This window comes from Amycolatopsis sp. NBC_01286, assembly GCF_035982555.1.
GTDB lineage: Bacteria > Actinomycetota > Actinomycetes > Mycobacteriales > Pseudonocardiaceae > Amycolatopsis.
Genome location: NZ_CP108428.1, coordinates 3,013,375 through 3,026,690, shown reverse-complemented (window position 1 = coordinate 3,026,690; position 13,316 = coordinate 3,013,375). Strand labels below are relative to the sequence as shown.

Annotated in this window: 13 protein-coding genes and 1 pseudogene; 10 read left to right on the top strand and 4 right to left on the bottom strand. The window is 70.7% G+C overall.

The window, feature by feature from the left end:
* Positions 1-1,176: a DUF445 domain-containing protein gene (locus tag OG570_RS14755; protein WP_326960032.1), complete on the top strand. Its 1,176-nt coding sequence runs from the start codon at positions 1-3 to the stop codon at positions 1,174-1,176.
* A 39-nt stretch (positions 1,177-1,215) separates the two neighbouring features.
* Positions 1,216-2,433: a DUF445 domain-containing protein gene (locus OG570_RS14750; RefSeq protein ID WP_326944901.1), complete on the top strand. Its 1,218-nt coding sequence runs from the start codon at positions 1,216-1,218 to the stop codon at positions 2,431-2,433.
* Here OG570_RS14750 and OG570_RS14745 read toward each other — a convergent pair.
* From OG570_RS14745 to OG570_RS14735, 3 genes are read right to left on the bottom strand one after another with little or no spacing between them, the layout of a single operon-like run.
* Positions 2,430-3,311 (bottom strand): metal ABC transporter permease, encoded by an 882-nt coding sequence (locus OG570_RS14745; RefSeq protein WP_247058767.1) that lies wholly within the window; start codon positions 3,309-3,311, stop codon positions 2,430-2,432. The genes OG570_RS14750 and OG570_RS14745 overlap by 4 nt on opposite strands.
* Positions 3,312-3,314: 3 nt before the next feature.
* Positions 3,315-4,160, bottom strand: a complete 846-nt coding sequence (locus tag OG570_RS14740) for a metal ABC transporter ATP-binding protein (protein ID WP_326944902.1) — start codon at positions 4,158-4,160, stop codon at positions 3,315-3,317.
* A 2-nt stretch (positions 4,161-4,162) separates the two neighbouring features.
* Positions 4,163-5,077, bottom strand: coding sequence for a metal ABC transporter solute-binding protein, Zn/Mn family (locus OG570_RS14735; RefSeq protein ID WP_326956966.1), 915 nt, complete (start codon positions 5,075-5,077; stop codon positions 4,163-4,165).
* A 186-nt stretch (positions 5,078-5,263) separates the two neighbouring features.
* Here OG570_RS14735 and OG570_RS14730 point away from each other — a divergent pair, with 186 nt between their 5' ends.
* The 5 genes and pseudogenes from OG570_RS14730 (at position 5,264) to OG570_RS14710 (ending at position 9,702) form a co-directional block, all read left to right on the top strand.
* Positions 5,264-6,364, top strand: coding sequence for a LacI family DNA-binding transcriptional regulator (locus OG570_RS14730; RefSeq protein WP_247058770.1), 1,101 nt, complete (start codon positions 5,264-5,266; stop codon positions 6,362-6,364).
* Between the two features lie 110 nt (positions 6,365-6,474).
* Complete coding sequence (locus OG570_RS14725; protein ID WP_247058771.1) at positions 6,475-6,966, top strand: beta-class carbonic anhydrase; 492 nt, start codon at positions 6,475-6,477, stop codon at positions 6,964-6,966.
* Positions 6,967-7,762, top strand: a pseudogene (locus OG570_RS14720) (glycosyltransferase); the annotation flags it as partial. It lies immediately after the preceding gene.
* A 9-nt stretch (positions 7,763-7,771) separates the two neighbouring features.
* Positions 7,772-8,647: an A/G-specific adenine glycosylase gene (locus OG570_RS14715; RefSeq protein WP_326956964.1), complete on the top strand. Its 876-nt coding sequence runs from the start codon at positions 7,772-7,774 to the stop codon at positions 8,645-8,647.
* A gap of 89 nt (positions 8,648-8,736) precedes the next feature.
* Positions 8,737-9,702: a peptidoglycan recognition protein family protein gene (locus OG570_RS14710; RefSeq protein ID WP_326956962.1), complete on the top strand. Its 966-nt coding sequence runs from the start codon at positions 8,737-8,739 to the stop codon at positions 9,700-9,702.
* A gap of 28 nt (positions 9,703-9,730) precedes the next feature.
* Here OG570_RS14710 and OG570_RS14705 read toward each other — a convergent pair whose 3' ends face one another.
* Entirely contained in the window at positions 9,731-10,477 is a 747-nt protein-coding gene (locus OG570_RS14705; RefSeq protein WP_326956960.1) for an alpha/beta fold hydrolase, read from the bottom strand.
* A gap of 75 nt (positions 10,478-10,552) precedes the next feature.
* On the opposite strand from OG570_RS14705, the gene OG570_RS14700 reads away from it, so the two are divergent.
* The 3 genes from OG570_RS14700 (at position 10,553) to OG570_RS14690 (ending at position 13,277) form a co-directional block, all read left to right on the top strand.
* On the top strand, positions 10,553-11,983 hold the full coding sequence (locus tag OG570_RS14700; protein WP_326956958.1) for a M1 family metallopeptidase: 1,431 nt from the start codon (positions 10,553-10,555) through the stop codon (positions 11,981-11,983).
* Between the two features lie 192 nt (positions 11,984-12,175).
* Positions 12,176-12,487 (top strand): antibiotic biosynthesis monooxygenase family protein, encoded by a 312-nt coding sequence (locus OG570_RS14695; protein ID WP_326944909.1) that lies wholly within the window; start codon positions 12,176-12,178, stop codon positions 12,485-12,487.
* The gene (locus OG570_RS14690; RefSeq protein ID WP_326956956.1) at positions 12,480-13,277 is read left to right on the top strand and encodes an SIR2 family NAD-dependent protein deacylase; all 798 of its coding nucleotides are present in this window, start codon (positions 12,480-12,482) and stop codon (positions 13,275-13,277) included. Before OG570_RS14695 ends, OG570_RS14690 begins: the two co-directional genes overlap by 8 nt.
* Positions 13,278-13,316: the final 39 nt, after the last annotated feature.

Below are 13,316 nucleotides of genomic sequence, written 5' to 3'. Positions count from 1 at the left end.
ATGCCGTTCATCGCGGCGCTGATCGGGTACGTCACCAAGCGCGTCGCCATCGAGATGATGTTCCGGCCGCTCGAGTTCACCGGCGTCAGACCGTTCCTCGGCTGGCAGGGCGTGCTGCCGGCGAACGCGGAGCGCATGGCCACGACCGCCACCGAGATGCTGACGACGAACCTCGTCGACCCGAAGGAGATCTTCTCCCGGCTCGACCCGGAACAAGTGGCGAAGGAGATCGAGCAGCCGCTGCTGCGGGTCGTCGAGGACGTCACCCGCGACGTCATGGAGACCTACCAGCCGCGGCTGTGGGAGGTGCTGCCGAACACCGCGCAGCAGGTGCTGCTCAAGCGCGTGCAGGCCGAAGCGCCGAAGGCGATCACCAAGATCATGCGGGAGATCGCCGACAACATCGAGGACGTCCTCGACCTCAAGCACATGGTCGTGACGAACCTGGTGCGCGACAAGGCGTTGCTGAACCGGCTGATCCGCGACATCTCGCGCCCGGAGATGCGGTTCATCGCCCGCTCCGGGATCGGCTTCGGGTTCATCCTCGGCTGCGTGCAGCTCGTCGTCTGGGCGCTGACGAAGTCGCCGATCGTGCTGCCGCTGTTCGGCATCGGCATCGGCTGGCTCACCGACTGGCTGGCGCTGAAGATGATCTTCCTGCCGCGCGAACCGCGTCGGTTCTTCGGGCTCTACACCTGGCAGGGCGTGTTCCAGAAGCGCCGCGACGTCGTGGCCGCCGACTACGGCGACATGATCGCGCGCGAGATCATCACCATCCCGAACCTCCTGGAGGCCGTGCTGCGCGGGCCGAAGTCGGACAGGCTCTTCGCGATGATCACGCGTGAGGTGCAGAAGACGATCGACGCGCAGGCGAGCGTCGTCAAGCCGTTCGTCGCCATCGCCGTCGGCACCAGGCGGTTCCAGGAGATGAAGCAGACAGCGGCGACGAAGGCGGCGGAGCGCGTCCCCGAGACGATCCGGTACGCCGAGAACTACGCGGTCAACGCGCTCGACGTCCGCAACACGATCGTGGACCGGATGCGGAAGCTGAGCGCGCTGGAGTTCGAGCAGCTGCTGCGGCCGGCGTTCCGCCAGGACGAGTGGAAGCTGATCGCGGTGGGCGCGGTGATCGGCGGTCTCGTCGGCGAACTGCAGGTGCTCGCGCTGCTCGGCTAGCCGGTACGGTTTCGTTCTCGGCACGGCGAGGGAGGTCGGATGGACGCTGTCCTGGCCGACCTCGCGCTGCATTGGCCGCTGTACGCGGCGATGCCGTTCATCGCCGCGCTGATCGGGTACGTCACCAAGCGCGTCGCGATCGAGATGATGTTCCGGCCGCTGGAGTTCCTCGGCGTCCCGCCGCTGCTCGGCTGGCAGGGCGTCGTCCCGAAGCACGGCGGCCGGATGGCGGCCGTCGCGACCGAGCTGCTGACGGCGAACCTGCTCGACCTGAAAGAGGTCTTCGGCCGGATCGACCCGGTGATCATCACGAGCGAGCTGGAGCAGCCGCTGCTGCGCGCGGTCGACCACATCGCGCGCGAGGTGCTCGCCGAGCACCACCCGCGGCTGTGGGAGGTCATGCCGACGCTGGCCCAGGAGATGCTGATCAAGCAGGTCCAGGCGTCGGCGCCGCGGCTGGTGCGGGAGTTCCTCGACGACGTCCGCGAGAACCTCGACGAGGTGCTCGACGTCCAGCACATGACGGTCCAGCGGCTCACCCGCGACAAGGCGCTGCTGGTGCGGCTGATCCGCGAGACGTCCCGGCCGGAGATGGCGTTCATCGCCCGGATGGGCATCTACTTCGGCTTCGGGCTGGGCCTGGTGCAGACGATCGTGTGGGCGTTCACGCGCGAGCCGTGGGTGCTGCCGGTGTTCGGCGGCGTGATCGGGCTGTGCACGGACTGGCTGGCGATCAAGCTGATCTTCGTCCCCCGCGAGCCGGTCCGCGTCGGCCGGGTGATCTTCCAGGGCAAGTTCCAGCGGCGCCGCGCCGAGGTCGCCCGGCAGTACGGCGAACTGATCGCGACCGAGGTCCTCACCGTCCAGAACCTGCTGGACGCCGTCCTGCGCGGCCCGCGCGCGGATCGCTTGGCCGCGATGGTGGAGCAGATGGTGTCGTCGGCGGTCGACACACAGATGTCGGCCTCGGTGCTGACGCTGACGGTGGGCGGCCCCCGGCTGCGCGAGATGAAGCACGCGGCCGCGACGAAGGCGCTGGAGCAGCTGCCGGACACGGCGCGCTACGCCGAGGGCTACCTGACCGAGGCGATGGACGTCGCGAAGATGATCGAGCAGCGGATGCTGGCGCTGACACCGCTGGAGTTCGAGGGCCTGCTGCGCCCGGCGTTCCGCCAGGACGAGTGGAAGCTGATCGCGGTCGGCGGGGTGATCGGGTTCCTGGTCGGGGAGCTGCAGGTCCTGCTGATGCTGGGTTAGGCCACCGGGGTCAGCTCGGCGGCCGAGGTCACCGCGCGCACCCGCGTCCGGCGGTCGCGCCGCCAGGCGATCAAGCGGCAGACCACGTAGATCAAGAACGAGATCGCCGTGACGAACGCGCTCACCGGCAGGCCCGGGGCCAGCGACAGCACGATCCCGCCCAGCGCCGACACCTCCGCGAAGACGATCGCCAGGACCGTCGCCTTCCAGGGGGACGCCGTCACGCGCGCCGCCGCCGCGGCCGGTGTCACCATCAGCGCCACCACCAGCAGCGAGCCGACGACCTTCACGCTCAGCGCCGTCGAGATGCCCACCAGCAGCGCGAACACCACCGTCAGCGTCTTCACCGGGACGCCGCGCGCGATCGCCACGTTGCGGTCGACCGACGCGAACAGCAGCGGCCGGTAGACCAGTGCCAGCACGGCCAGCACCACCACCGACGACACCACGAACAACGTCAGGTTCGTCGAGTCGATGGTGATGATCTGGCCGGTCAGGATGCCGAACTTGTTGCCGGACCGTCCTTTGTAGAACGACAGGAACAGCACGCCCATGCCGAGACCGAACGAGAGGATCACGCCGATCACCGAGTCGCGGTCGGCGTCCCGCGCGCCCAGGATGCCCAGCAGCAGGGCCGCGACGACCGCGCCGATCAACGCGCCGTACTCGACGCCGATGCCCAGCAGCAGGGCCGCCGCGCCGCCGGTGAAGGCCAGCTCGGACGTGCCGTGCACGGCGAACGACATGCGGCGCATCACGATCAACGGGCCCAGCACCCCGGCCACCAGGCCGAGGATCGCGGCCGCCAGCAACGCCGTCTGGACGCCTTCGAGCTCGGTGATCAGCTCCCAGGTCTTGCCGAAGTCGAACAGATCCAAGACTCAGCCCACTTGTTCTTCGACGTCGTGTTCGTGGTGGTGCGGCTCTTCCTCGCACAGCGAGCTCTGCGAGCCCGCGATGTGGATCTGGCCGCCGACCTCGAGCACCTCGACCCGCGCGCCGTACAGCTGCGACAGCGTCTCGGTGTTCATCACCTCGTCCGGCTTGCCGATCCGGAAAGAGCCGTTGACCAGGTACAACACCCGGTCGACGAAGGGCAGCACCGGGTTGATCTCGTGCGTCACGAACAGCACCGCGGTGCCGGACGTGCTGCGCCGCTCGTCGATCAGCTCGCTGATCGCGCGCTGGTGCGCCAGGTCCAGTGACAGCAGCGGCTCGTCGCAGAGCAGCACTTCGGGGTCACCGACCAGGGCCTGCGCGACCCGCAGCCGCTGCTGCTCGCCGCCGGACAGCCGGCCGACGGGCTGCTTCGCGTACCGCGTCGCGCCCACCGCTTCGATGGCTTCGGCGACCCGACGACGGCGGGCGGCCATGCCGAACAGGCCCGGGCCCCAGCGGTGCCCGTCGAGGCCCAGCCCGACCAGGTCGACGCCGCGCAGCGTGAGCGACTCGTCGATCGCGCGCTGCTGCGGGATGTAGCCGACCTTGCGGTTCGCGCCGCCCGGGCGGCCGCCGGCGATCTCGACCGTGCCCGCGGACAGGCCCTGCATGCCGAGCAACGCCTTGAGCAGGCTGCTCTTGCCGGAACCGTTCGGGCCGAGCACGGCGAGGAACTCCCCGGGCTCGACGACGAGGTCGAGGCCCGACCAGAGCGTCCGGGGACCGAACGCGAGACCCGCGCCGCGGACCCGGACCGCGGGGCGTACGTCATCGGAGACGGGGGACATGCTCAGCTCAACGCTTTCGCGAGTGCATCGACTTCCCCGGTCATCCAGCCAATGTAGTCCGTCACACCCTGGGGCAGCGTTTCGGTCACGTCCACGACGCCGATCCCGGCGGCCTTCGCCTGGCCGACGACGTCCTGGGTCAGCGGCGTCACCGTCTGGGCGTTGTTGATCAGCGCCTTGACCTGCTTGGTGGCGATGAGCTGCTTGTACTCGCTGACCGCGCCCGCCGGGACGTCCGTGTCGTTCTCCACCGCGTCCGAAAACGCCTTGGGCGTCGCGTCCGTCAGCTTCGCGCTCCGGAGCAGGTAGTGCGCGACCGGCTCGGTGACGACGACCTTCACACCCGGGTGCGCCGCGCCCAGCTCGCCGAGGCGCTTCTCCAGCGCGTCGACCTTCGCCTTGAACGCCGTCGCGTTGTCGGTGAAGAGCTGCTTCGACGCCGGCTGCAGCTCGCCGAGCTGCGCGGCGACCTGGTCGGCCACCTTGTCGACGCCCGGCAGGTCGTACCAGACGTGCTCGTTCTCGTCGCCGGTCGCGGCGATGTCGTAGGCAACGAGCTTCTTCGCGTCGCCCGCCTGGTCGGTGAGCTTGCCGAAGAACTCGTCGTAGCCGCCGCCGTTGGACAGCAGCAGCTGCGCGTCCTTGGCCGCCAGCGCGTCTTCGGCCGTCGTCTCGTAGGAGTGCGGGTCGGCCGACGGGTCGTGGATGACCGACTTGACCTCGACCTTGTCGCCGCCGACAGCACTGGCCACGCTGCCCCAGACGTCGGTCGAGGCGACGACCTCGATCTTGCCGTCACCGCCGGACTGGCCGCCGCCGTCGGCGCCGGACGACCCGCCGCCGGAGCACGCGGCGAGCGCGAAGAGGGACAGGGCCGAAGCGGCGGCGAGCGCGCTCCTGGTGCGGCGGGAACTCATCGGGGACTCCTGCGAGAGATGCACGACTGCTAATGGAAACCGTTGTCAGATTCACTTTACCCCATCCGGATGACACCCTGGCAATCCGATCGTGGCTGGTGTATGCGCCGACGTGCATACGGATCGAGACATCGACCACGCGGGGTGTCTCTTCAGGAAAACGATCTGAACCGTTACGGTTTGCTGATGGGACGTCCTATTCGCACCCGGAGGCAGGCGACACTGGCGTCGCTCGCGGCGGAGCTCGGTGTGTCCAGGACCACGGTGTCCAACGCCTACAACCGGCCGGACCAGTTGTCCCCGGAACTGCGCCGCCGGGTCCTCGAGACCGCGCGGCGCCTCGGTTACCCCGGCCCCGACCCCGTCGCCCGCTCGCTGCGCACCCGCAGGGCCGGCGCCGTCGGGCTGCTGCTCACCGAGAACCTCTCCTACGCCTTCCGCGACCCCGCCGCCGTCGGCGTGCTCGAAGGACTGGCCCTGGCCTGCGAAGACGCCAGCGTCGGCCTGCACCTGGTGCCGGCCAGCCCGGGCCGGGAGGACGTCGCCGCAGTGCACCGCGCGGGTGTCGACGGCTTCGTCGTCTACTCCGTGCCGGACGACGACCCGCACCTGGCCGCCGTGCTGGAGCGGCCGGTGCCCACGGTGATCATCGACCAGCCGAGCATCGAGGGGATCGACCGCGTCGGCCCGGACGACGCGGCGGCGGTCGGCAAGATCGCCGAGCACCTCGTCGGCCTCGGCCACCGGCAGGTCGGCGTCATCTGCATGCGGCTGGCCCGCGAGCGCAACGACGACTTCGTCTCCCCCGCGCGCCAGAGCGGCGCGCACTTCCACGTCCAGCGCACCCGGCTCGAAGCGCTCGCCGTGGCCTTCTCCGGCGCCGGCGTCGACTGGGCGGGCGTCCCGGTGGTCGAGCGGTTCGACCACACGGTGGACGACGGCGCGTCGGCCGCCCGGCAGCTGCTCGACGCGTACCCGCAGATCACGGCCGTGATCTGCACCTCCGACATCCTCGCGCTCGGCGCCATGGCCGAAGCCGAACGCCGCGGGCTGCGCGTGCCGCAGGACCTCACCGTCACCGGCTTCGACGGCATCGCCGAAGCCGAGCGGATCGGGCTCACCACCGTGCACCAGCCGGTGCTCGAGAAGGGCAAGGCGGCCGGACGGCTGCTGCTCAGCTCGGGCGAGCGGAGCGCGCCGAAGGTGATCACGCTGCCGACCGAGCTGCGCATCGGCCGGACGTCGGCGCCGCCCCGGACCGTCGAGGAGCCCTGGTTCGGGGGCTGAGCACCGGCTTTCGCCGTGACTTTGCTCGTATCCCGTTGCCCGATCGAGCACCGGCCGGTCCAATGGTGGGGTACGCCCGCGCCGCGGGGCCACTGGCCGGAAGGTGACCGATGACCTCGATCGACGTACTGCTCAAGCGGAACCAAGAACTCGGCGAAGTCACGCCCGGCGACCGTTCGTCGCCGAAGCCGTCGCTCCAGGTGGCCGTCCTGACCTGCATGGACGCCCGCATCCGGGTGTTCGAGCTCTTCGGCCTGCTGCAGGGTGAATCGCACGTCCTGCGCAACGCCGGCGGCGTGGTGACCGACGACATGATCCGTTCGCTGGCCCTGTCGCAGCGCAAGCTCGGCACCCGCGAGGTCCTGATCGTGCAGCACACCGAGTGCGGCCTCTCGATGGTCACCGAAGACGACTTCAAGGACGAGCTCGAGAGCGACACCGGACTGCGCCCGACCTGGGCGGTCGAGGCGTTCCGCAACGTCGAGAACAGCGTCCGGACGTCGGTGGAGCGCGTGCGCCGCAGCGACTTCCTGCCGCACACCGACAACGTCCGCGGCTTCGTCTACGACGTCAAGACCGGGCGGCTTTCCGAGGTCGAGTAGCTCGCCGCCGCGGCGCGGGAGGCCGGGCACGAGGTGCACTTCGCGGCCGGTGAGAACGTGCACGCGCCGCTGGTCCGGAACGGGCTCCGGCCCTTCCGGCCGGCGGATTCGTTCTACGAGATCTACGCCGAAGACCTCGAACCGGAGCTGACGCGGCTGCGACCGGATCTCGTGGTGCACGGCTGGGGCGTGCCCGAGGCGGCCGTCGCCGCGCGACGCGCCGGGATGCCCGCCCTCTGGCACGGGTTCGGCCGCATGTTCCCGGACGGGATCGGGTTCGAACCCGGCCCCTTCGAGCGGCCGCCGCGGCCGCTGATCTACCTGACGCTCGGCACCGCGTTCGGCACCGCCGAGGTGCTCACCACGGCGATCCGGGGCCTGGCCCGCCTGGACGCGCACGTGGTCGTCGCCGCCGGCCGGGTACGTCCGGACGACCTGGGCGAACTGCCAGCCGACGTCACGGTCCGGGCCTGGGTGCCACAGGCCGACGTGGTGGCGCACGCCGACCTGGTGGTGCACCACGGCGGCAGCGGCACCACGCTCGGCGCGCTCGCCGAGGGCGTCCCGCAGCTGGTCCTGCCCCAGGGCGCCGACCAGTTCGCCAACGCGGAAGCGTTAGTCACCGTGGGTGCGGCGCTGCGCCTCCTCCCCGGACGAACTGAGCGCGGACGCCGTCACCGAACAGGCGCGGAAGCTGCCGTCCCGCCGTGACGCGGCGCGCGCGATCGCCGCGGAGATCGCCGCCATGCCGTCACCGGACGAGGTCGCTCGCGAGCTGCCGAAGCACGCGAAGTAGCCTCCCGGCGTGGCTGTGGACGCTGACGTACTGCTCGACTGGTTCTCCGCGCACGGCCGGGACCTGCCCTGGCGCGAGCCCGAATGTTCGGCCTGGGGCGTCCTGGTCAGCGAAATCATGCTGCAGCAGACGCCGGTCGCGCGCGTCGAGCCGATCTGGCACGAGTGGCTGGCGCGCTGGCCGGTGCCCTCGGCGCTGGCCGCGTCGTCCCAGGGCGAGGTCGTGCGGGCTTGGGGCAAGCTCGGTTACCCGCGCCGCGCGCTGCGGCTGCACCAGGCGGCGGGCGTGATCGCGGCCGAGCACGGCGACGTCGTCCCGTCCGATGTGGACACCCTGCTCGCGCTGCCGGGGATCGGCGCCTACACCGCGCGGGCCGTCGCCGCGTTCGCCTACGGGCAGCGTGCGCCGGTCGTGGACACCAACGTGCGGCGGGTCGTCGCGCGGGCGGTGCACGGCGCCGGCGACGCCGGGCCCGCGTCGAACACCCGCGACATGGCCGACGTCGAGGCGCTGCTGCCGGCCGACGACGAGCCGGCGGCCCGGTTTTCGGCAGCGATCATGGAACTCGGCGCGCTGATCTGCACCGCGCGCGCCCCGCGCTGCGCGGACTGCCCGGTGTACGACGAGTGCGCGTGGCAGCACGCCGGCCGGCCCGAGTACGCGGGCCCGGCCAAGCCGGTGCAGAAGTTCGCCGGCACCGACCGGCAGGTCCGCGGGCGACTGCTCGACGTCCTGCGCGGCACCGACGGGCCGGTCGAAAAAGCGAAGCTGGACCTGGTCTGGCACGACGACGGCCAGCGTGATCGATGCCTGGACTCCCTGCTGGTCGACGGCCTGCTGGAGCAGACCCGAGACGGCCTGTTCGCACTTCCGGGCGAACACTAACGCGCTACAACAAAAGTTGGTCAATAGTTGTCAACGGCGCGCTCCGGGGCTACCTTCTGCTGATTGCATTCCGGCGGAAGGTTCTCGCAATGGCGGACTTTGACCGCCGTGCCCTGCTGAAGGCGGGATTCACGGCGACCGCGGTCGGAACACTGGGGCTGACCGGGGTTCGAACAGCGGCAGCGGCGGCCGCGGTACCGACGCCGACCATCCACGGCACAGCGGAGTGGAACGCTCGGGCCGCGACCGGCGCGATCGTGGTCGAGAACCACAAACCGACGTACATCGTCGTGCACCACACCGTGGATCCGGGGAACGTCACCGACTACTCGCTGGCCCACGCACTGCAGATCTCGCGGGACATCCAGAACTTCCACATGGACACGCGCGGCTGGATCGACACCGGCCAGCAGTTCACGAACAGCCGCGGCGGCTACGTCACCGAGGGCAGGCACCGCAGCCTGGAGATCCTGCGCGGTGGCACCCAGCACGTGCAGGGCGCGAACGTCGGCAACCACAACAGCGAGTGCATCGGCATCGAGAACGAAGGCCTCTACAGCACGGTCGACGTCCCGGTGGCGCTGTGGAACTCGCTGGTCGGCCTGGTCGCCTACATCGCGCACCAGTACGGCATCACGCCCGAGTTCATCAAGGGCCACCGCGACTTCAACTCGACGGAGTGCTGCGGCCAGGTCCTCTACGACCGGCTGCCGGAGCTGCGGACGGCGGTGGGGCGCGTGCTCGGCGTCTCGGTCGCGCGATCGGACGTCGCGGAGTGGCCGCTGCTGAAGCCGGGTGACACGGGCCGGCGGGTCCAGCTCGCGCAGCAGTTCCTGCGCGCGGCCGGCGCCGACGTGCCGACCGACGGCGTCTTCGGAGCGTCCACAAAGGACGCCGTGGCCGCGCTGGCGGCCCGGGCCGACCTGCCGCGTGACACGTGCACGGCGGCGAAGGCAGCCGACGAGACGGGCTTCCTCGGCTCGGACGTCTGGCCGCTGATCGTCCCGGCGGACCGCTCCACGACGGCTTGGCGAGCGGACCTGTCCCGGACCTGAAGCGGCACTTTCACGTGAAAGTGCCGCTTTAACGGTTCAAGATTTGGGACAGGAAGGCCTCGACGGCGCCCCGGTAGGTCTCCGGGGCCTCGTCGTGGGGCAGGTGGGCCGAACCGGGGACGACCAGGTGTTTCGCGCCCGGCACCCGGGCGGCGACCAGCGCCTGCTGGCCCGGCGGCATGGCCGTGTGCTCGCCCTCGACTACCAGCAACGGGCAGCGGATTCCGTCCACAGTGGACCAGTAGTCGACGCGGCCCCATTCGGCGGCGATGACGTAGAGGTCTTCGAGGTCGGCGACCAGGTGGTAGCCGTCGGGACGCTCCTCGACGCAGTCGGTGAAGTACTCGCCCGCGTCGCCGAAGAACTCCCGGACGTGGTCGAGCGACTCGAACGGCACCGGCCAGCTCTCGAAGTAGCCACGCCAGGTCTCGACCGTCCGGCCGCGCTGGTCCGGCGCGAAGTCCTCGGACACCACCGCGCGCACCAGCTCCGGGTACCGCGCGGCCGTCGCCCACGCGTGCAGGCCGCCCATCGAGTGGCCGATGAGCACCGCCGGGCCGGCGTCGAGGGTGCGCAGCGCGCCGGCGACGTCGGCGGCGAACCGCTCGGTCGTCCACGGCCCGACCCGCGGCGCGCTGCCGTGACCGCGCGCGTCGAGACCGTAGACCGCGCCGTAGGGCCGGAGCCACTCCGCGACCCGCCGCCACGTCCGCGCCCGGCCCATCAGGCCGTGGAGCAGAACGATCGGCACGCCGCTGCCGCCGAAACAGAGCACGCGGCCACCTAACCACAGATCCGCAGGTGCGGAACGTGACCGAGTGGTCGCGCACGATGACCTAGGCTGGGTCGCATGCGCCGCCGACTCACCGCCCTCGCCCTCTGCAGTGTGGTGATCTCCGCCGCGGCCTGCAGCGGCGACGCCCTCCCGGCGCCGCCGCCACCGCCGCCCATGCACCCGGTGCCCGGAGCGGCCGGCGCCGGTGATCCGTATTACCCGGACGACGGCAACGGCGGTTACGACGCCCTGCACTACGACGTCGACGCGAGCTACGACCCGCCGAGCGGCCGGCTCGACGGCGACACGACCGTCACGGCCAAGGCGACCCAGGACCTCAGCCGGTTCGACCTCGACCTGCGCGGGCTCGACGTCGCCGGCGTCGAGGTCGACGGGCAGCCGGTGAAGTTCAGCCGGGAGAAGGCGTACGAACTGGTCGTCACGCCGGCGGCGCCGATCCGCGCCGGGACGACGTTCCGCACGCGCGTCCGCTACGGCGGTGACCCGGCGAAGACCCCGCACGGCGGCGGCAGCGAGAACGGCTGGCAGCACTCGGCCGACGGCGGCGCGTTCATGGTCGGCGAGCCGCACTCGGCGGCGTTCTGGTACCCGGTCAACGAGACCCCGCGCGACAAGGCCACTTTCACGCTCACCGCGCACGTCCCGGACGGCTGGACGGTGATCTCCAACGGCCGTGAGCTGCCGCCGGTCCACGCCGGCGGCAAGACCACGACGACGTGGACCGAGACGAACCCGGTGGCGAGCTACCTCACGACCGTCGCGATCGGCAAGTTCAGCGTCGACCGCTCGACGCTGCCGGACGGCACCCCGGTCGTCTCCGCGTACGCGCCCGGCGCCGAGGCCCACCGCGCGACCGGCGACCGGCTGCCCGAGATCCTCACCTTCCTGACCGGCAAGTTCGGGCCGTACCCGCAGTCGGCGGCCGGCGGGATCTACCTGAACGAGGACATCCACTTCTCGCTGGAGACGCAGACCCGGCCGACGTACGCGAAGTGGGCCGAGCTGCTGACGCTGGTGCACGAGAACGCCCACCAGTGGTTCGGCGACTCGGTGTCGGTGGCCGACTGGTCCGACGCCTGCCTGAACGAGTGCTTCGCGTCGTACGCGCAGTGGCTGTGGGGCGAGCGCGAGGGCCAGAACCTCGACGACCGCTACCGCGCGGCGATCGAGCTGACCCGCGGCAGCACCGACTTCTGGAGCCGCAAGCTGGTCGGCATGGGTGCCGGCCACGAGTTCGAAGGCGTCTACGACAAGGGCATCCTCGCTCTGCACGCGCTGCGCCGCAAGATCGGCGACCCGGCGTTCGACCGCCTCCTGCACGAGTGGCCGGCCCGCTACCGCCACGCAAACGCAACGTGGGCGGACTTCGAGAACATGGCCGGCAGCATCGCGGGCCAAGACCTCCACGCCTTCTTCACCGACTGGTTCCACGGCACAGCACTACCCGCGGACGCCGACCTCTTCCCCGGCTCCCTACGCAGCTGACCGGCCCCGCGTGTCGACCCTCCAATCACGTGAGTCGACCCCCCAATCACGTGTGATGTCTCTCTAATCACGCGAGATGCCCCGGAGCCTGTGCTCGGACGGGTCACACCCGTGATTGGGGAGACATCTCGTGTGATTGAACGGTCATCACACGTGATTGGAGGGTCGACACGGCGTCAGTAGGCTGGGGTCATGAGTGTTGTGAAGATCAACGCGATCGAGGTTCCCGAAGGTTCCGGCGCCGAGCTGGAGAAGCGGTTCGGTGCGCGGCTGCACGCCGTCGACCAGCAGCCCGGCTTCCTCGGCTTCGAGCTGCTGCGGCCGGTTTCCGGCGAGACGCGGTACTTCGTCTACACGAAGTGGGAGACGGAGGAGGCCTACCAGGCCTGGGCGACCGGTGGCGCCGCCGCGGCCGCGCACTCCGGGGAGCGGGCCAAGCCCGTGTCGAGCGGTGCCAGCCTGCTGGAGTTCGAGGTCGTCCTCGGCTCGCAGCCGGGTGAGTGACCTCGCCCGCGCCGCGGAGCTGCTCGACGGCGCCGGCGCGCTCCTGATCTGCGCCGGCGCCGGGATGGGCGTCGACTCCGGGCTGCCGGACTTCCGGGGCGGCGAAGGGTTCTGGCGCGCGTACCCGTCGTACGCGCGGCTCGGCCTGCGGTTCGAGGAGATCGCCGATCCGCGCCACTTCGCCGAGGACCCCGAGCTGGCCTGGGGGTTCTACGGCCACCGGCTGGACCTGTACCGCAAGACGGTGCCCCACCGCGGTTTCGGCCTGCTGCGCGAACTCCGGCCGGCCGGCGGCGTCCGCGTCTTCACGTCCAATGTGGACGGCCAGTTCCAGAAGGCGGGTTTCGAACACGTCGCCGAAGCGCACGGCTCGATCCACCACCTGCAGTGCCTGTCCGGCTGCACCACGGAGATCTGGCCGGCCGACGTCGACGTGCCCGTCGACACCGAGACGATGCGCGCGCTGCCGCCGCTGCCGTCGTGCCCGCGCTGCGGCGGCTTGGCCCGCCCCAACATCCTGATGTTCGGCGACTACGAATGGGTGCCGGACCGCAGCCAGGCCCAGCTCGACGAGCTGACGACGTGGCGCCGCACGGCGCGCGACCTCGTGGTGGTGGAGCTGGGCGCGGGCCAGGCGGTCCCGACGGTCCGCCGCTACAGCGAACTCGCCAGCGCCGCGACGGGCGCGTTGATCCGCATCAACCCGCGCGAACCCCAGATCCGCCACGGCCGCGGCGTGTCCATCGCGGCCGGTGCGCTGGAGACGCTCGAACAGCTCGTGAGTGTTTAGGGCGGTTCTAACCGCCCTAAACACTCACGACGGGCGTGC